Source organism: Saccharopolyspora soli, assembly GCF_022678645.1.
Classification (GTDB): domain Bacteria; phylum Actinomycetota; class Actinomycetes; order Mycobacteriales; family Pseudonocardiaceae; genus Saccharopolyspora; species Saccharopolyspora soli.
The window spans coordinates 1-18,211 of record NZ_JALBWV010000110.1 but is presented as its reverse complement, the minus strand read 5'-3'; the positions used below and the strand labels follow the sequence as shown (position 1 = coordinate 18,211).

At 68.2% G+C, this 18,211-nt stretch carries 16 protein-coding genes and 1 pseudogene; 8 read left to right on the top strand and 9 right to left on the bottom strand.

Annotated elements, in window-relative coordinates; translation table 11 throughout:
- Window positions 1-223 precede the first annotated feature (223 nt).
- The 3 genes and pseudogenes from trxB to MOQ72_RS42000 all read left to right on the top strand — a co-directional run bounded on the left by trxB (window position 224) and on the right by MOQ72_RS42000 (window position 3,022).
- A complete protein-coding gene (gene trxB / locus MOQ72_RS42010) occupies window positions 224-1,216 on the top strand; it encodes a thioredoxin-disulfide reductase (protein WP_242191575.1) in 993 nt (330 codons plus the stop codon).
- Window positions 1,217-1,246: 30 nt separating this feature from the next.
- Window positions 1,247-1,582: pseudogene (trxA, locus tag MOQ72_RS42005) on the top strand (thioredoxin); the annotation flags it as partial.
- A gap of 291 nt (window positions 1,583-1,873) precedes the next feature.
- Window positions 1,874-3,022: an N-acetylmuramoyl-L-alanine amidase gene (locus tag MOQ72_RS42000; protein WP_242191573.1), complete on the top strand. Its 1,149-nt coding sequence runs from the start codon at window positions 1,874-1,876 to the stop codon at window positions 3,020-3,022.
- Between the two features lie 93 nt (window positions 3,023-3,115).
- Here MOQ72_RS42000 and MOQ72_RS41995 read toward each other — a convergent pair whose 3' ends face one another.
- Entirely contained in the window at window positions 3,116-3,742 is a 627-nt protein-coding gene (locus tag MOQ72_RS41995; RefSeq protein ID WP_242191572.1) for a GNAT family N-acetyltransferase, read from the bottom strand.
- Window positions 3,743-4,087: 345 nt separating this feature from the next.
- On the opposite strand from MOQ72_RS41995, the gene MOQ72_RS41990 reads away from it, so the two are divergent.
- Both MOQ72_RS41990 and MOQ72_RS41985 read left to right on the top strand, forming a co-directional pair.
- Window positions 4,088-5,431, top strand: coding sequence for an aminotransferase-like domain-containing protein (locus MOQ72_RS41990; RefSeq protein ID WP_242191571.1), 1,344 nt, complete (start codon window positions 4,088-4,090; stop codon window positions 5,429-5,431).
- Window positions 5,432-5,570: 139 nt separating this feature from the next.
- Window positions 5,571-6,521: a D-alanine--D-alanine ligase family protein gene (locus MOQ72_RS41985; RefSeq protein WP_242191570.1), complete on the top strand. Its 951-nt coding sequence runs from the start codon at window positions 5,571-5,573 to the stop codon at window positions 6,519-6,521.
- Window positions 6,522-6,641: 120 nt separating this feature from the next.
- Here the strand turns inward: MOQ72_RS41985 and MOQ72_RS41980 are convergent, their stop codons facing one another.
- The 8 genes from MOQ72_RS41980 to rpmH all read right to left on the bottom strand — a co-directional run bounded on the left by MOQ72_RS41980 (window position 6,642) and on the right by rpmH (window position 12,076).
- Window positions 6,642-7,625, bottom strand: coding sequence for a ParB/RepB/Spo0J family partition protein (locus tag MOQ72_RS41980; RefSeq protein WP_242191569.1), 984 nt, complete (start codon window positions 7,623-7,625; stop codon window positions 6,642-6,644).
- Window positions 7,622-8,566 carry a ParA family protein gene (locus MOQ72_RS41975; RefSeq protein ID WP_277955472.1) on the bottom strand — a complete coding sequence of 315 codons (945 nt, stop codon included), beginning with the start codon at window positions 8,564-8,566 and terminating at the stop codon, window positions 7,622-7,624. The genes MOQ72_RS41980 and MOQ72_RS41975 overlap by 4 nt, the downstream gene beginning before the upstream one ends.
- Before the next feature lie 53 nt (window positions 8,567-8,619).
- A complete protein-coding gene (rsmG, locus tag MOQ72_RS41970) occupies window positions 8,620-9,318 on the bottom strand; it encodes a 16S rRNA (guanine(527)-N(7))-methyltransferase RsmG (RefSeq protein WP_242191568.1) in 699 nt (232 codons plus the stop codon).
- A gap of 265 nt (window positions 9,319-9,583) precedes the next feature.
- Entirely contained in the window at window positions 9,584-10,135 is a 552-nt protein-coding gene (locus tag MOQ72_RS41965) for a Jag family protein (protein ID WP_242191567.1), read from the bottom strand.
- A gap of 32 nt (window positions 10,136-10,167) precedes the next feature.
- Window positions 10,168-11,127 carry a membrane protein insertase YidC gene (gene yidC / locus MOQ72_RS41960; protein WP_242191566.1) on the bottom strand — a complete coding sequence of 320 codons (960 nt, stop codon included), beginning with the start codon at window positions 11,125-11,127 and terminating at the stop codon, window positions 10,168-10,170.
- A 5-nt stretch (window positions 11,128-11,132) separates the two neighbouring features.
- The gene (yidD, locus tag MOQ72_RS41955) at window positions 11,133-11,471 is read right to left on the bottom strand and encodes a membrane protein insertion efficiency factor YidD (protein ID WP_242191565.1); all 339 of its coding nucleotides are present in this window, start codon (window positions 11,469-11,471) and stop codon (window positions 11,133-11,135) included.
- Window positions 11,471-11,920 (bottom strand): ribonuclease P protein component, encoded by a 450-nt coding sequence (rnpA, locus tag MOQ72_RS41950; protein ID WP_242191564.1) that lies wholly within the window; start codon window positions 11,918-11,920, stop codon window positions 11,471-11,473. Before rnpA ends, yidD begins: the two co-directional genes overlap by 1 nt.
- A gap of 12 nt (window positions 11,921-11,932) precedes the next feature.
- A complete protein-coding gene (gene rpmH / locus MOQ72_RS41945) occupies window positions 11,933-12,076 on the bottom strand; it encodes a 50S ribosomal protein L34 (RefSeq protein WP_083822226.1) in 144 nt (47 codons plus the stop codon).
- 704 nt (window positions 12,077-12,780) lie between these two features.
- Between rpmH and dnaA the strand changes: the two genes are divergently transcribed.
- From dnaA to gnd, 3 genes are all read left to right on the top strand, one after another.
- Window positions 12,781-14,508 (top strand): chromosomal replication initiator protein DnaA, encoded by a 1,728-nt coding sequence (gene dnaA / locus MOQ72_RS41940; protein ID WP_242191563.1) that lies wholly within the window; start codon window positions 12,781-12,783, stop codon window positions 14,506-14,508.
- 1,287 nt (window positions 14,509-15,795) lie between these two features.
- Window positions 15,796-16,920, top strand: a complete 1,125-nt coding sequence (gene dnaN, locus MOQ72_RS41935; protein WP_242191562.1) for a DNA polymerase III subunit beta — start codon at window positions 15,796-15,798, stop codon at window positions 16,918-16,920.
- Between the two features lie 190 nt (window positions 16,921-17,110).
- Window positions 17,111-17,998, top strand: coding sequence for a phosphogluconate dehydrogenase (NAD(+)-dependent, decarboxylating) (gene gnd / locus MOQ72_RS41930; protein WP_242191561.1), 888 nt, complete (start codon window positions 17,111-17,113; stop codon window positions 17,996-17,998).
- Window positions 17,999-18,211 lie beyond the last annotated feature (213 nt).

The following is an 18,211-nucleotide window of genomic DNA, read 5'->3' as shown; positions in this document are numbered from 1 at the left end:
CCCCCCCCCGGCCCCCCCCCCCCCCCCCCCCCCCCCGCGGCCGCGGGGGGGGGGGGGGCCCCCCCCCCCCGGCGCCCCCCCCCCCCCCCCCCCCCCCCCCCCACTCCGGTGTGCCCTGGAGCACGGCCGCAACTTGATCGGGAACAGAGCCGAATAGGATCGCGTTGACTCGGGTACGGTCGCGCGCCCAGCGCGGCGGTGACGCAACGATGGAAGGGGCGCGGTGACTGGCGACGTCCGCAACGTGATCATCGTGGGCTCTGGTCCAGCCGGGTACACCGCCGCGGTGTACGCCGCGCGGGCCGAGCTGGAACCACTGGTCTTCGAGGGAACCCAGTTCGGTGGCGCGTTGATGACCACCACCGACGTGGAGAACTACCCGGGCTTCCGGGACGGGATCATGGGCCCCGACCTGATGGAGCAGATGCGCGCCCAGGCGGAACGCTTCGGTGCCGAACTGCGGGCCGAGGACGTCGAGCGGCTCGATCTCACCGGCGAAATCAAGACGGTCCTGGCCAACGGCGTGGAGTACCGCGCCAAGACCGTGATCCTGGCGATGGGCGCCGCAGCCCGCTACCTCGGCGTACCCGGTGAGGAGAAGTTGCTCGGGCGCGGTGTGTCGGCCTGCGCCACCTGCGACGGTTTCTTCTTCCGGGACCAGGACATCGCCGTCATCGGCGGCGGTGACTCGGCGATGGAGGAGGCCACCTTCCTGACCCGCTTCGCGCGGTCGGTGACGATCATCCACCGCCGCGAGGAGTTCCGCGCCTCCAAGATCATGCTGGAGCGGGCCCGCGCCAACGAGAAGATCAAGTGGCGGACCAACGCCCTGGTGGCCGAGGTCCTCGGCGACACCACCGTGACCGGCCTCAAGCTGCGCGACACGATCACCGGCGAGACCTCCGAGCTGGACGTGACCGGCATGTTCGTCGCGATCGGCCACGACCCGCGCAGCCAACTGGTGCGCGATCAGGTCACCGTCGACAGCGAGGGCTACGTGCAGGTCCAGCAACCCACCACGCACACCGGCATCCCCGGCGTCTTCGCCGCCGGTGACCTGGTCGACCACACCTACCGGCAGGCGGTCACCGCAGCCGGATCCGGCTGCGCCGCGGCCATCGACGCCGAACGCTGGCTCGCCGAACACGAGACCGCGACGGCCGAGCTGGCCTCCGAACTCGTCGGCGGCGGCTACGGGGCTGGCTCGACGCACTGAGCCCGCAAACAGACCTACCAAGAGGGAGAGAACATGGCCGACGCCAACAACACGGTCGTCGTGGACGCCGACACGTTCAAGAGCAAGGTCCTGGACAGCGACAAGCCCGTGCTGGTGGACTTCTGGGCCACCTGGTGCGGCCCGTGCAAGATGGTCGCCCCGGTGTTGGAGGAGATCGCCGCCGAGCACAAGGACAAGATCACCGTCGCCAAGCTGGACATCGACAAGAACCCCAGCCTGCAGCGCGACTACCAGGTGATGTCCATCCCGACGCTGCTGCTGTTCGACAAGGGCGAACCCGTCAAGCAGATCGTCGGCGCCAAGCCGAAGGCCGCGCTGGTGTCGGACTTGTCCGACTACCTGTGAAATCGGACTCCATCTGACGCAACCGAATAACGCGGTCCCGCCGTCCTGTCGATAGGACAGTGACGGCGGGACCGTGTTTTTTCGCCTGCTGCACGAGATCGCCCACCCACGGGCCGTTGTCGCACGTCCGACCCGGTGCCCGTGGGCCGCAGCGCCGGGTCCCGGCACACAAGGCACAATGACCCGACGGGTCCGCCTTCCGGACCCGGCACGCAGAACGGGATCCCGGGGCATCCCCCGGTCATGCTTCGCGTCGGTGCCAAACCGGCGCCTGAATCGAGCGAGGAGTGCATGCAGCTGCTCCACCGCGGTGACGTCGGTCCGGCCGTTGCCGAGATCAAGAACACTCTTGCAGCGCTGGGTCTGCTTCCGGCCAACGCCCGGACGGGCCCGGCGATCTTTGACGAAGCGGTGGAACAGGCGGTTCGGGTCTTCCAGCAACAACGCGGTTTGATCACCGACGGAGTCGTCGGCCCGGCGACCTACCGGGCGTTGACGGACGCGCGCTGGCGTCTCGGGGACCGCTCGCTGGCCTTCCTGGTGTCCAAGCCGATCAGCGGCGACGACGTCTTCGCGTTGCAGGAACGGCTGCTGGAGCTGGGCTACGACGCGGGTCGACCGGACGGCATCTTCGGCCGGGAGACCGAGCAGGCGCTGCGCAGCTTCCAGCGGGACTACGGGCTGAACTCCGACGGCATCTGCGGGCCGGGCACGCTGCGGGCGCTAAAGCAGCTCGCGCCGAAGGTCCGCGGCGGTCGGCCGGTGTTCCTGCGCGAGCAGGAGAAAGTCCGCCGCGCCGGGCCTCGATTGCGCGGGAAGCGAATCGTGATCGATCCGGGACATGGCGGTCCGGATCGCGGGGCGTGCATCGGCAACGTGCACGAAGCCGACCTGACCTGGGACCTGGCCCGCCGGTTGGAAGGCCGGATGGTCGCCACCGGGATGGAAGCGCTGATCACCCGCGGCCCCAACGCCTGCCCGCCGGACGCCGACCGCGCTGGGTTCGCCAACGAGGCCGGGGCCGACATGTGCCTGTCACTGCACATCGACGCCAATCCATCGCCGCTGGCGGAGGGCGTGGCGAGCTTCCACTTCGGCACCGGCAACGGCACCACCTCCACCGTGGGCGAAGCGCTGGCGGGCTTCCTGCAGCGCGAGATCGTCGCCCGGACCGGGCTGCGGGACTGCCACACCCACCCCAAGACCTGGGATGTGCTGCGGTTGACCCGGATGCCCGCGGTTCGGATGGAGATCGGTTACCTGACCAACGCCCGCGACCGCAGTCGGCTGTTGGACCCGGCCTTCCGGGACGTCGTGGCGGAAGGTCTGCTGGTCGCGGTCAAACGGCTGTACCTGTTGGGCAAGGACGACCAGCCGACCGGCACCTTCACCTTCGACGACCTGCTGCGCCACGAACTCGCCCGCGCCGAAGGCGCCTGACCGCCCCGCCGCACAACGACAGAGGTCTTCCGAATTGCGGAAGTTCTCGCATCTAGACAGGTCGGTTTGTCGACTTGGCGGCAAGGGGATTTGTCAGGCGCCGCCGACCATCGGTTCGGCCGTCTTGATCGTCACCGAGCTGAGCAGGCGCTCCAGCGCCGCCTCGACGTCTTCCTTCCAGGAGATCGCGGTGCGCAGCTCAAGCCGCATCCGGGGCCACTTCGGGTGCGGCCGGACCGTCTTGAAGCCGACCTGCTGCAGGAACCCGGCCGGGATCACGCAGCCCGCCGCGGAGCCCTCCAGATCGCCGAACGCCTCCACCGCCTTCACCCCGCGCCTGGTCAGGTCTTTCGCGACGTTCTGCACCAGCACCCGGCCCAGGCCGCCGTGCTGGAACTCAGGCAGCACGCGCAGCGCCGTTAGCAGCACCGCGTCCGCGCTCACCGGCGCGGTCGGGAAGGCCGTGGAGCGCGGCACAGCCGCAGGCGGCGCGTACATGGCATAGCCCGCTGGAACGCCGTCCACGTAGATGATGCGGCCGCAGGAACCCCACTCCAGCAGCACGCTGGAGACCCAAGCTTCCTTCTCCAGTTCGGTCTCGCCGAACTCCTCGGCCTGCTCCCGGACATGCGGCGCCAATTCCCAGAAAACACATCGGCGACACTGCTGGGGCAGGTGGTCGAGGTTGTCCAGCGTGACGCCGACGACGCGTCGCGACACCTGACCTCCTGGAAAACCCACACAAGTCCGCGCACTCCACAGGCGCGGATGTGGTCAGGATAAGCCGCCGGGCCACGGCACCGAAAGCGCCAGAGCTCACCGAGCGCACCTCGATGGGGTGAGATGGGTTACCGGCGAGCCGACGTGGAAAAACTCCTGCCACGAGCGGCGTCGGCCGCTCGCCGGGTGGGGCTCAGCTCGCGCCACCCCGCAAAATGAACGGGAGACCCTCGTTGTGCGAGGTGCTCGTTACACGGGGGGTGGGTCGCGGCGATAGCACCTATAGAATCGCCCGATCGTCCCTCCGGGGGCGAGCAGAGCGCACAACCGAAACCGGAGCGCGATATGTCGGATCACGGAAGCCAACCGGCCACGCCGGAAGAGCCCAGCCAGCCCGAGAAACCCGCACGCAACCTGGACGCCTACCGGGCGCAGTACGCCGAGCGGACCACCGGGATGACCGCTTCCGAGATCCGAGCTCTCTTCGCCGTCGCCAGCCGCCCCGAGGTGGTCTCGCTGGCGGGCGGCATGCCCAACCTCGCCGCGCTGCCGCTGGATTCGCTGGCCGCCGAGGTCGCCCGGCTGATCTCCGTGGACGGCCAGGTCGCGCTGCAGTACGGCTCCGCGCACGGGGTGCCGGAACTGCGCGAGCAGATCTGCGAAGTCATGGCGCTGGAAGGGATCTCCGCCCACCCGGACGATGTGATGGTCACCGCGGGCTCGCAGATGGCCCTGGACATGGTCACCCGCATCTTCTGCGATCCGGGCGACGTCATCCTCGCCGAAGGCCCGTCCTACGTCGGCGCGCTCGGCTCGTTCGCCGCGTACCAAGCCGAGGTCGTGCACGTCGCGATGGACGCCGACGGCCTGCAACCGTCCGCGCTGCGCCAGGCCATCGCCGAGGTGACCGCGCAGGGCAAGCGGATCAAATTCCTCTACACCATCCCGAACTTCCACAATCCGGGCGGCATCACGCTCGCCGTGCCGCGGCGGGCCGAGGTCCTGGAGATCTGCGCCCAACACGGCATCCTCGTGGTGGAGGACAACCCGTACGGCCTGCTGGGCTTCGACGGTCGGCCGTATCCCGCGCTGCGCAGCATGGACGCGGACAACGTCGTCTACCTCGGCTCGTTCTCCAAGACCTTCGCCTCGGGCCTGCGGGTCGGCTGGGCGCTCGCACCGCACGCGGTCCGGGAGAAGCTGGTCCTGACCGCCGAGTCGGCCACGCTGTGCCCGCCGACGCTGAACCAGATGATCGTGTCCCGCTACCTGAGCACCCACGACTGGCAGGGGCAGATCAAGATCTTCCAGGAGCAGTACCGGGAGCGCCGCGACGCGATGGTCAGCGCGCTGGAGCAGTACATGCCGCCCGGTTGCACGTGGACTCGCCCCGACGGCGGCTTCTTCGTCTGGCTCACCGTGCCGGAGGGCGTGGACACCAAGGCGATGTTGCCGCGGGCGGTGACCAAACGCGTCGCCTACGTCTCGGGTACCGGGTTCTACCGCGACGGGTTCGGCAGTCGGCAGATGCGGTTGTCGTTCTGCTACCCGACTCCTGAGCGGATCCGGGAGGGCGTGCGACGGCTGGCCAACACGTTGACCGAGGAGATGGAACTGGTCCGCACCTTCGGCACGGTGCCGCAGCGCAGCGTGCCGGGCCCGCAGGCTCCCTCCCCGGACACCGCGTAGGTCCGTCCTCGCCTGGTGTCGAAGTGCGGTCGACCACGCGCACTGCCGGTACACACGAGGCCCAACAGTCGGTACGGTCCACTGTGCACACGGAGTTCTCCCGTGCACAGTGGACTACTACTTTCCAGGGGTGTGCTGAGTGTCTGATCGCTGGGTTGCCGTCCTCGCAGGCGGACTTTCGCACGAGCGCGACGTGTCGTTGCGCTCCGGGCGCCGGTTGTCCGCCGCACTTCGCTCGGTCGGCACGACCGTGGCGGAGTGGGACGCCGACGCCCGGCTGCTATCCCGGATCAAGCAGGAGCGGCCCGACGCGGTCGTGGTCGCGCTGCACGGTGGGGAAGGGGAGAACGGTGCGGTGCAGGCGGTGCTGGACCTGCTCGGCGTGCCCTACGTCGGCACCGGCCCGTACGCATGCCGCCGAGCGTGGGACAAGCCGACCGCGAAGGCCGAGCTCGCGCGTGCCGGACTAACCACCCCGGACTGGGTGGCGCTGCCGCACGCCACCTTCCGCGAACTCGGCGCGCAGGCGGTGCTGGACGCACTCGTCGCCAAGCTCGGCCTGCCGCTGATGCTCAAGCCCGACCAGGGCGGGTCGGCACTGGGTGCGCACGTGGTGCGCGACGCCGCGGAACTCCCGTCCGCGATGGTGGGCGCGCTGTCCTACGGGGACGCCGTGCTCGTCGAGCAATTCGTGGAGGGGACCGAGGTGGCGATCACCGTCATCGACGGACCGGACGGTCCGGAGGCATTGCCCGCCGTGCAGATCGAACCGGCCGACGGCGTTTACGACTACACCGCTCGATACACCGCCGGACTCACCAGCTACCACGCGCCTGCGGAGGTCTCACCAGAAGTGGCCGCCGCTGCGGGCGAGTTGGCGATCGCCGCGCATCGGCTGCTCGGGCTGCGCGACGTCTCGCGGACGGACGCGATCATCGATCGGAGCGGCACGCCGCACTTCCTGGAAGTCAATGTGTCGCCCGGACTGACCGAGACCTCCTTGCTGCCGATGGCGGTCGAGGCGGCCGGACGATCCCTGGGGGAGGTTTTCGCGACGCTCGTCGAACGCGCGATCTCCCGATCACGATGATCGGCTGTTTCACGTGAAACGAATGGGTCCGGCCTCCATCGAGACCGGACCCATATTTCGTTGCACTAGGTAGTTTTCAGTTGCGGAAAGTGATCGTCACCGTGACGAAAGACCCCGGTGTCATTGATCGTGAATCTCCCGCGCCTGATCACCCAAGATCAACTCTGCCACCCGCTCAAGATCATCGATCGAGCCGAACTCCACGACGATCCGTCCTTTCCGCCGCCCGCGCTCCACTTTGACCGTCGTGTCGAAGTGGTTGGACAGCCGTTCGGCGAGCCGGTCGAAGCCAGGGGCCTGGATCGGCTTCTTCGCGGTCGGCTTCTCCTTCGCCGCGCCGCCCGACTTCTGCAGGGTCACCGCCTCTTCCGTCGCCCGGACCGACAGGCCCTCCGCAACGATCCGCTTGGCGAGGTCCTCCTGGTTCCCGGCGTCGTCCAGGCTCAGCAGCGCTCGGGCATGTCCGGCCGAGAGCACTCCGGCCGCCACCCGCCGCTGCACCGGCATCGGCAACCGCAGCAGCCTGATGGTGTTGGTAATGACCGGACGGCTGCGGCCGAGCCGATCCGCCAGCTGGTCGTGCGTCACGCCGAACTCCTCCAGCAGCTGCTGGTAGGCCGACGCCTCTTCGAGCGGGTTGAGCTGCACCCGGTGGATGTTCTCCAGCAGCGCGTCCCGCAGCAGCTCGTCGTCCTGGGTCTTCCGGACGATCGCCGGGATGAACTCCAGCCCGGCCAGCTGGGAAGCACGCCACCGCCGTTCACCCATGATCAGCTCGAACTGGTCCTCTTCCAGCTCGCGCACCACGATGGGCTGCATCAAACCGAACTCTCGGATGGAGTGCTGCAGTTCGCGCAGCGCCTCCTCGTCGAACACCTGGCGTGGTTGCTTGGGGTTCGGCGTGATCGAGGAGATGGCGATCTCGCGGTACACCGCACCGGCCACGGTCCCGCCGGTTTCACGTGAAACCGACTCTTCCGCGGGCTCGGTCGGCTGCGGCCCGCGCAGCACGGGGCTACGCAGCGCGGCACCATCGCCCGCCGGGGGACCGCTCGGGATCAGAGCGGCAATACCGCGGCCAAGACCACCTCGACGTTCGGTCATGCCGTCTTCCTCTCGGCGCCTCGCTCAGCGATCTCCCGCGCGGCGTCCAGATAGCTCATCGCACCGCGCGAGCCCGGGTCATACGTCAAAATCGTCTGGGCGAAGCCAGGCGCCTCGGAAATCTTGACGCTCCGCGGAATCACGGTGCGCAGCGTCAGGTCCCCGAAGTGCGCGCGCACCTCGGCGGTGACCTGGTCCGCCAGCTTGGTGCGCCCGTCGTACATGGTCAGCAGGATCGTCGACACCCACAGCGCCGGGTTCAGGTGCGACTGCACCAGCTCGATGTTGCGCAGCAGCTGGCCGAGTCCTTCAAGGGCGTAGTACTCGCACTGGATGGGGATGAGCACCTCGTGCGCCGCCACCAACGCGTTCACCGTGAGCAGGCCTAGCGACGGCGGGCAGTCCACGAAGACGTAGTCGGGCGCGAGCTGGTCCACCGCCTCGGAGTTCAGCGCCTCCTTCAACCGGCCTTCCCGCGCCACCATGGTGACGAGTTCGATCTCCGAGCCCGCCAGGTCGATCGTCGCTGGCACGCACCACAGGTTGTTGGACTGGGTGCTCTGCGCCGCGGCATCCGCGACGTTGATCTCGCCGAGCAGCACCTCGTACACCGACGGGACGCCGGACCGGTGCTCGACGCCCAGCGCGGTGCTCGCATTGCCCTGCGGGTCGAGGTCGATCACCAACACTTTGAGCCCGTGCAGCGCGAGACCGGCCGCGAGGTTCACCGTGCTCGTCGTCTTGCCCACGCCGCCCTTCTGGTTGGCGACAGTGATGATCCGCCGGTGCGTGGGACGGGGGAGCTCCAGGGTGTCCGGGTGCAGCACCCGGGTCGCCCGCTGGGCCTCCTCCATTATCGGAGTCCAACCGATGTCGTCCCTGCCGAAGCTGCTCACCGGCTGCTCGTCCGCCGGTCCGGAAGGGAACCGCAAACTACCCATTGCACGCCCCCTCGTTTCACGTGAAACACGACCCGCTCCGTTTGACTCCGGATTCACCGTCCACGATCCTTTCTCGTTCGACGCGCACCGTCACGACGCCGACCGGACGCACTTCGGGCCGCCGTGGCCCGTTCCACCACGACGACGGTCGTCGGTACCGCTAGTACTCCGACACCACACGAAATCAGTTCCGCGCGGCCACCACCGGCCGCACGAATCGCTGCCGCATCCCGTTCGATTTCCTCCGCCGCGCTGTCGCCCTTCATGGCGAGCAACTGGCCGCCCGGTCTCAGCAGTGGAAGGCACCACTTCGCGAGCCGTTCCATCGGCGCCACGGCGCGCGCGGTCACGGCATCCTGATCGGCGAGCCGTTCGCGCACCGGGCCCTCCTCGGCACGTCCACGCACCACCTCGACGGCGAGTGCCAACTCGGTGATGACTTCCTGCAACCACGCCACCCGTCGAGCCATCGGCTCCAACAGGGTCAGGTCGAGATCCGGGCGGGCGATCGCCAATGGGATGCCCGGCAACCCTGCCCCAGAGCCTACGTCCAAAACCCGGCAGTTCGGGGGCAGCAACTCCGCAACAACCGCAGAGTTCAACAAATGTCTTTCCCAAAGCCGGTCAAGCTCCCGCGGACCGATCAATCCGCGGCGGATTCCGTGCTCCCGGAGCAGCTCCGCGAAGCCTTCCGCCAACGCCAACCGCTCACCGAATACGACCCGCGCCGCCGTCGGCGCACCCTCGGTCAAAGCATTCACCCCGTGTCGATGTTTCACGTGGAACCAGATGGGTTCGCCTAAGCCTGCCGGATCGCGGTCCGCAGTGACACAGCAACCCGCGTTTCACGTGAAACCTCACCTAGACGTTTCAAGTCGCAGTCACCCGGAAGATGGCGGGGGACCGGGGAGCCCATTCACGCACAGCGGGATTGCGGCTCTGTTTCACGTGAAACGCACTGCGAATACAACAGTGCCCCCGTCGGCCCGAAGACCGCGGGGGCACCGGCTGGCGAGGTCAGCTCTTGAAGACGACCACCTTGCGGTTGGGTTCTTCGCCCTCGCTCTCGCTGTGCACGCCATCGATCGCCGCAACCGCGTCGTGGATGATCTTCCGCTCGAATGGCGTCATCGGACGCAGCCGCGCCTCCTTGCCGCTCTCCAACACACCTTCCGCCGTCGAGCGGCCGAGCTCCGTCAGCTCCCGTCGCCGACCCGCCCGCCAGCCTGCGACGTCCAGCATCAGCCGACTGCGGACGCCGGTGTCCTGCTGCACCGCGAGCCGGGTGAGCTCCTGCAGCGCCTCCAGCACCTGGCCGCGACTGCCGACGAGCTTCTCCAGATCTTCGCCGCCGTCGATGCTCACCACCGCGCGACCGGCCTCCACATCGAGGTCGATGTCCCCGTCGTAGTCCAACAGGTCGAGCAGGCGCTCCAGGTAGTCGCCGGCGACGTCGCCTTCCTGCACGAGCAGGGCCTCGGTGTTCGACGGCTCAGACGCGGTCTCGGCAACAGCCTCGTCATGGGCCTCGGCCGCGGACGGGCTCGACTCCTGCACGGTTTCAGACACTGGGTGTCTCCTCTCCAGGGTTCGCGACGCACTCACCGGGCATCGCCCGGCTTGTCCGTGTCGCGAGAACGGTCTTCGATCACCCCGGGGATCTCACCGGGTTGGTCCTTGGTCGCCGCATCCGCGGCGCGGGCGCTGTCGTCGGTCTCCACGACCGGAGCGGCAGCGGACTCCACAGCAGTGGAGTTGACGACCGCGGGCGCGCCAGCCTGCGCAGCCTCCTCGCGGTCGATCCGGCGGTACACCACCCGTTGCTGACCCAGCGTCCAGAAGTTGTTGGCCAGCCAGTACAGCAGAATCGCCAACGGCAGGAACGGGCCACCGACGATCGCGAACATCGGGAAGATCCACATCGTCAGCCGGTTCATCAACGCCGCCTGCGGGTTCGAGGCCGCGTCGGCGGTCTGCCGCTGCACCGAGTGGCGCGCGGTGAAGTGGGTGGCGATCGCGGCGGCGATCATCAGCGGCACACCCACTAGCAACATGTCCAGGCGGTTGGTACCGAACATCGCCAGCACCTCGGGCGACTGGCTGATGGTGTTCGACAGCTTCGCGCCGAACAGATCGGCGCTCACGAACGAGGCGACGTCATCGGCGTTGAAGATGAAGTTCGACGGTGCACCGGGCTTGAACCCGTTGAGCACGTGGAACAGCCCGATGAACACCGGAATCTGCACCAGCACCGGCAGGCAGCCGCTGATCGGGTTGAAGCCCTGCTCGGTCTGCAGCTTCTGCATCTCCGCGGCCAACTTCTGCCGGTCGTCGCCGTACTTGGCCTGCAACTCGCGGATCTGCGGCGCGAACTCCTGCATCTTCTTCATCGACCGCACCTGGTGCACGAACGGCTTGAACAGCAGGGCTCGCAGGGTGAAGACGAGGAACACCACCGACAGCGCCCAGGCGAAGCCGCTGGCCGGATCGAGCACGAATCCGAACACCTTGTGCCAGAACCACAGAATGGCCGACACCGGGTAGTAGATGAAGTCCAGCACGCGGGCTACTCCTCGGCAGATTTCTCAGGGGCGTGGGCACCACTCGGGTCAACCGCTGCGGACCGCGCACGGGGTGGCGGCACCGGGTCCAGACCTCCAGGGTGCCAGGGTCCGCAGCGCAGCAGTCTGCGCAGGGTAAGCCAGCCGCCGCGGAACAGGCCGTGCACGGTGAGCGCCTCGACCGCATAGCTGCTGCAACTGGGGTAGAACCGGCAGGTCGGCGGCAGCAGGGGGGAGATCACCTTGCGGTAGACGTGCACCGGACCGAGCAGCACCCAGGCGAGCGGGCTCGGGCGCCGAGCGGGGACGCGGAGCCTGTCGTCGTGCCGTTGGTCCGGAGCCATCACCTGGAACCCGTCGCTGGAACATCGGGGTCGAGGATGCGGAGCTTGCGCAACGCCGCATCCAGGTCCGCACCGAGTTCGCGGCTGGGCGCATCCGCTGCCGGGGGCAAGGCGCGGACCACCACCAGTGTGCCAGCGGGCAACGCTGGCAGACGGTCGCGCATCAGGTGTCGGAGGCGGCGGGTGACCCGGTGCCGAACCACTGCCGTGCCCACGGCCTTGCTCACGACAAAACCCACCCGGGTCGAGACATCCGAAATCCGGGTGGGCGCCGTATTCATCCCGGCTGCCGGTAAAGCCTCGCCGCCGGTGCGATGCGGGCCGGGCTCCCGTGCCTGGTCCGGACGCAACGCGTGGACCACCAGACGGGGCCGCCCGGCCCGGCGACCACGACGGACCACCAGGCGGAACTCCTGGCTCCTGGTCAGCCGGGCTGCCGCGGGAAGCACGGCCGGAGGCGATCAGGCAGTCAGCTGCGCGCGACCCCGGCGACGGCGCGAGGCCACGATGGCCCGGCCGGCCCGAGTGCGCATGCGCAGCCGGAACCCGTGCTTCCTGGCACGACGGCGGTTGTTCGGCTGGAAAGTGCGCTTGCCCTTGCTCACGGTCGGATCTCCCGGTTACTACAGGCACCGATGGCCACGGTGAACCACGGTTCGGTCAAGGTGTCCCTGTTTCGCGAGCCGCAGTCGCTACCCGTGCCGACATCGGAAATACCGAGCGGTGCACGACGCCGGAATATCGGCGCAGCGACATGCCCGCTCAAGAAGCGGGGGACTGTACGAGAGTACGCAGTGCCAATTGGGCACGCACCACCGGGGTCGCCGACGAAGAACTGCGGTTCGCGGGCGGCCCGTCCAGTAGTTGCCGTCGCCGTCTCGCAGCCGGATTCCGGGGTGGGACCGCAGCCCCAAAGTCACAGTCCGGTCTCGGAAATCTCACGCGATCCGGCGATGACCAGGCTGCCACATCCCGATCTTCCGGGCATCTTCGGGAGTCGCTTGTGGCTGGGGCGCAGCCTTGTTAGCGTGCCCCCCTGCGATGTGCGGGCCGGTGGGTGGGAGCACTGGCCGTCGGGGGACATCTTGACCTCGATCGCAGCGGTACAGCAGCCCCAGGGGGGATCACCGAAGCGGCCTGCCGTACCTTCATACACAAGTTGTGGACAACTCTGTGGACACCTGCTCAGAAAGGTGATCATCGGAGTTTGGCCCCACCGTCCCGTGACACCGCCCGCACCCGAGCACCGTGGGAGCCAGGCCCGGGACCGCACTGGGGGCTGCGCGAGCGAGGGGAGGGGAGCAAGGCGGTGTCCGACCACCAAGCCGATCTCGGTCGAGTTTGGGAAGAGGTGGTGCAGGAGCTGTCCTCCGGCACCCTCTCACCACAACAACGCGCGTGGATGCGGGTAACCCGGCCGATCGGGTTGCTGGACGGTACCGCGCTGCTCGCCGCGCCCAGCGATTTCGCCAAGGAAGCAATCGAGCGAGCACTGCGCGACCCGATCACCGACGCGCTGTCCCGCCGACTCGGCCGCGAGGTGTCGTTGGCGGTGAAGGTGGACACCGCGGTTCCCGCGCCGACCCGGCCGGTCGCGGCACCCGCACCGGCTGATTCCTGGTCCGGCCGCAGCACCCCGGCTGGCTCCGATCAACCGTCGCAGCCGTACATCTCAGTGTCCGGCTTCGGCCGGACGACCGAGGCGTTCGGGCACACCGGCTCGATCACCGGATCGGTACCCAGCACCGAAGGCCGGTCCGCATCGCCGGAGAAGCCCGCCGAAATCGACTTCCCGACCGCCGAATTCAAGTGGCCGAACGGTGAGGTGCCGTCGGAGGCCGACGGTGATGGCGAGGCGGACGCCGAGCCGGAAACCGGTGCCGCCGAAGGCGAGACCGGCGAGGCTGGCAGCGAGATCTGGCCGACCTTCGGCCGAGCCGGACAGCCGGGTGAACCGCAGCAGGGCCAACCGTTCACCGCGCCGAAGCACGCGCCGCCGACCTCGCAGACCCGGCTCAATTCGAAGTACACCTTCGACACGTTCGTCATCGGCTCCTCCAACCGGTTCGCGCACGCCGCCGCGGTGGCCGCGGCCGAAGCACCGGCCCGCGCGTACAACCCGTTGTTCATCTGGGGCGAATCCGGGCTCGGCAAGACGCACCTGTTGCACGCGGTCGGGCACTACACGCAACGGTTGTTCCCCGGAATGCGGGTTCGCTACGTCTCCACCGAGGAATTCACCAACGACTTCATCAACTCGCTGCGCGACGACCGGCAGGTGGCGTTCCAGCGCCGGTACCGCGACGTCGACGTGCTGCTGGTCGACGACATCCAGTTCCTGGAAGGCAAGGAAGGAACCCAGGAGGAGTTCTTCCACACCTTCAACACGCTGCACAACTCGAACAAGCAGATCGTGGTGTCCTCGGACCGACCGCCGAAAGGGCTGCGCACCCTGGAGGATCGGCTGCGCACCCGGTTCGAGTGGGGTCTGATCACCGACATCCAGCCCCCGGAACTGGAGACGCGGATCGCCATCCTGCGCAAGAAAGCCGCGCAGGACCGGATGAACGCCCCGGCCGACGTGCTGGAGTTCATCGCCTCGCGCATCGAGCGCAACATCCGCGAGCTGGAGGGGGCGCTGATCCGGGTCACCGCGTTCGCGTCGCTGAACCGGCAGCCGGTCGACCTGCAACTGGCCGAGATCGTGCTGCGCGACCTAATCCCGGATTCGCAGACCCCGGAGATCACCCCGCCGACGATCATGGCGGTGACCGCCGACTACTTCGGCGTGACCATCGACGATCTGTGCGGCCCCGGCAAGACCAAGGCGCTGGCGCAGGCCCGGCAGATCGCGATGTACCTGTGCCGCGAGCTGACCGACTCGTCGCTGCCGAAGATCGGCCAGTACTTCGGCGGCCGGGACCACACCACGGTGATGTACGCGGACAAGAAGATCCGCAAGGAGATGGCCGAGCGGCGCCGCGTCTACGAGCACGTCCAGGAACTCACCGCTCGCATCAAACAACAGTCCCGCTGATCTCCTCTCGCCCGACGAGAGCAGTGCGATGCTCCGTTCGCCCGTTTTCGGGCTCCGGGACCTCACCTGAAACAAGCGGTCAGGGGCTCAGCCCGCTCAGATGGCCGCTGCGGCCCTATCGCGACGCGTCCGGTGTGATCCCCTACGCCTCGCGCGGCGTATCTTTCTGCCGCCCCACCCCGCCGCGAGCGACTCCCCACCGCAGAAACCCAGCACGTTCAGCGCCGTAGGACCGCAGGTCCACCCCCGGTGCCGAGCCCGGAGCAAGGGAACCTTCCGGTCATCGGTGACCGGAAGGTTCCCTTGCTCCACGGCCGCGCGGGCGGTTTCCCGGACCCGCCAGATGCGTCGGGACCTTTCTGTTGGCGCACCTGGCTCTGATCCGGCGGCCCGAACAAAAAGATTTGCGTTCAACTCGGCCACCGGAAGAGCCGGAATCGACGGCGTCTGGCGAACAGATCATCACGTTCCGGGGTTGTTCGAGCGCGCTCCGCGCTCATCGGAACATGTTGGGGCGTCGGACTTTTCTGGGAACCGCAGTGGTCTTCGCCTCACCCCATCGGCAAAAAAGTCGCCACTGGGCCAGCTGTCCACAGATTCGCTGTCCCCAGGGCTGACCTGGAGATTTCCCCAAGCCATCCACATGCTGTGCACAAGCTGGAGCGGGCTGCCCACAGGTCTGAGCCGGGTTGACCACAACGCTCTCACAGCTTTGCCCACAACCTGATCGGTGGAGCGGGCGAAAATCCGCAGGGGTTGGGTACAACCGGGCCGACAACTGTGGATGGAACTGTGGACAACTGGGGATGGCTGTGGATGGATCGAGGTGGGGCAGAAGTTGTCCACCACCCACTTGTCGCAATCCCCGGTTACATCCCGTGTTCATCCACACCGAGCCACGCCACCCGACCAGCCCAAACAACGCCTGTCCCCACAACCCACAGCCCTTACTACTACTGCGGTCATTTCTTCTTCTAGAAGAAAAAAGAAAAGAGAAGAAGGCGCGGTGGATAAGTGGACAACTGGACCGGCAGCGCCAAGACGGCGGCACGAACCGCTCGGACCCGGATGCGGAGATCGCGCAGCACGCTCTACGGTGGAACTCCCGCGAAAGCCGCTCCCGCGAACTTCGGGTGGAGCTCCGGGCGACTCAGGTGCCCGGTGCTCGTGCGGGGATCGCTTCGCCTGCGGTGCGGGTCCGAAGCACACCGACCTGATGAGCTGCTTGGCTCCAGCTCGACACAGTTCTCCGGCAGCCGAGCCACGGCTGAAACCGAAAGGACACCCATGAAGATCCGCGTGGAACGGGACGGTCTCGCCGACGCCGTCGCCTGGGTCGCGCGCAGCCTGCCGTCGCGGCCACCGGTTCCGGTGCTGGGCGGGGTGCTGCTCGACGCGAGTTCCGGGGAGGCGCTGACCATCTCCGGGTTCGACTACGAGGTCTCGGCACAGGTCACCACCGACGCCTCGATCGACGCCAGCGGTCGCACCCTGGTTTCCGGGCGGCTGCTCGCCGACATCACCAAGGCGCTCCCGGCTCGTCCGGTGGAGATCACCGTCGACGGCTCCCGCGTCACCATCACCTGCGGCAGCTCCCGCTTCTCGCTGCCGACCATGCCCGTCGAGGACTACCCGGAACTGCCCGCGATGCCCGAGCACGCGGGATCGGTGCCGGGCGATCTGTTCAGCGAGGCCGTCGGCCAAGTCGCGGTCGCGGCTGGCAAGGACGACACGCTGCCGATGCTCACCGGCATCCGGATGGAGATCAACGCCGACAAGCTGACCATGGTCGCCACCGACCGGTTCCGGCTGGCGATGCGCGAGATCACCTGGGAGCCGGGCACTTCGATGGACGACACCGCGGTGCTCGTCCCGGCGAAAACCCTCGCCGACTCGGCGAAGACGTTGGGTGCGGGCGGCAGCAAGGTGGAGATCTCGCTGGCCTCCGGTGACGGCCTGCTCGGGCTGTCCGGAACAGCGCGCCGCAACACCACCCGACTGCTGGACGCCGAGTTCCCGAAGTACCGGCAGCTGTTGCCGTCCGAAAGCGCGGCGACCGCGAACATCGACGTCGGCCCGCTGGTCGAGGCGATCAAGCGCGTGTCCCTGGTCGCCGAGCGCGGCACCCAGGTGCGGCTGGAGTTCTCCGACCGGGTGCTGCGGCTGTCCGCCGGTGGCGACGACGAGGGCAGCGCCGAGGAGGAGCTCGCGGTGGAACTGGTCGGCGAGCCGCTGACCATCGCGTTCAACCCGGCGTACCTGCTCGACGGTCTCGGCGCGATGAAGACCGACCGGGCCCAGCTGCAGTTCACCACCGCCAATCGGCCCGCGCTCATCAAGCCGGTCGGGGAGGATGGGGAGGTAGCGGCGGGCTACCTGTACCTGCTGATGCCGGTCCGCCTGCCGGGCTGACCTTCGGCGGCGAAGTCCGCGCGGTGCGCCGGAACTCGGACGGCTGCCCAACCGAACAGGGCCTGGGTCACATCCGGCGCACAGCTAGACCGCAGCCCCGGTCGTGCATCGATAGGGTCCGGTCAGATCGATTCAGCTGGTGAGTTCCAGCCCGCAACCAGACGAAACACAGTTCGCAGAGGGAGAGCCGGTGCAACTCGGACTTGTCGGTCTCGGCCGAATGGGTTTCAACATGCGTGAGCGGCTGCGCGCCGCCGGTCACGACGTCGTCGGTTACGACCGCAACCCGGACGTCAGCGACGTCGCCTCGATCGCGGAGCTGGTGCAGAAGTTGGCCGGTCCGCGAATCGTCTGGGTCATGGTGCCGCACGGTGACCCGACCCGGCAGACCGTCGAGGAGCTGGCCGGGCTGCTGGCCGCGGGTGATCTGGTGATCGAGGGCGGCAACTCGAAGTACACCGAGGACCAGGCCAATGCCGCGCTGCTCACCGAACACGGCATCTCCTACGTCGACGTCGGGGTCTCCGGCGGGGTGTGGGGCGCCAAGTACGGCTACGGCCTGATGGCCGGTGGGGACGCGGCGGACGTCGAGCGCGCCATGCCGATCTTCGATGCGCTGCGGCCGGAGGGTCCGCGCGACGAGGGCTTCGCGCACGCCGGTCCGGTCGGTGCCGGGCACTACGCGAAGATGGTGCACAACGGCATCGAGTACGGCCTCATGCAGGCTTACGCCGAGGGCTTCGAGCTGCTGTCCGCGTCAGGCCTGGTCACCAACGTGCCGGAGACGATCAAGGCGTGGAGCCGGGGCACCGTGGTCCGCTCCTGGCTGCTGGACCTGCTGGTCCGGGCGCTGGAGGAGGATCCGGGGCTGGCCGAGCTGCGCGGCTACGTCGACGATTCCGGCGAGGGCCGGTGGACCGTCGAGGAGTCGATCAACAACGCGGTGCCCACCCCGGTGATCACCGCGTCCCTGTTCGCCCGGTTCGCGTCCCGCCAGGAGGATTCGCCTGCGATGAAGGCGGTCGCGGCACTGCGCAACCAGTTCGGCGGACACGCCACCCAGAAGACCGAGGACTGACCTGTCCGCTGACGCTGCGGAGGTCGGACTCCCCGGTCCGGACCTCGGCGGCTGGGTCGCTTTGTCGACAAAGCGACCCAGCAGGGCCTTTGTCCACCAGTCGTGGGGGGGGGGGGGGGGCGGGGGGGGCCCCCCCCCCCCAACCCCCCCCCCCCCCCCCCCGGGCCCCGGGGGGCCCCCCCCCGGGGGGGGGGGGCCCCGGCGCCCCCCCCG

Bases quoted from the DNA above. Each gene is read 5' to 3' on its own strand.
- MOQ72_RS41990 (WP_242191571.1), top strand. From the start codon at position 4,088: ATGTCGGATCACGGAAGCCAACCGGCCACGCCGGAAGAGCCCAGCCAG.
- MOQ72_RS41980 (WP_242191569.1), bottom strand. From the start codon at position 7,625: ATGACCGAACGTCGAGGTGGTCTTGGCCGCGGTATTGCCGCTCTGATC.
- MOQ72_RS42000 (WP_242191573.1), top strand. From the start codon at position 1,874: ATGCAGCTGCTCCACCGCGGTGACGTCGGTCCGGCCGTTGCCGAGATC.
- dnaN (WP_242191562.1), top strand. From the start codon at position 15,796: ATGAAGATCCGCGTGGAACGGGACGGTCTCGCCGACGCCGTCGCCTGG.
- yidD (WP_242191565.1), bottom strand. From the start codon at position 11,471: ATGGCTCCGGACCAACGGCACGACGACAGGCTCCGCGTCCCCGCTCGG.
- MOQ72_RS41975 (WP_277955472.1), bottom strand. From the start codon at position 8,566: ATGGGTAGTTTGCGGTTCCCTTCCGGACCGGCGGACGAGCAGCCGGTG.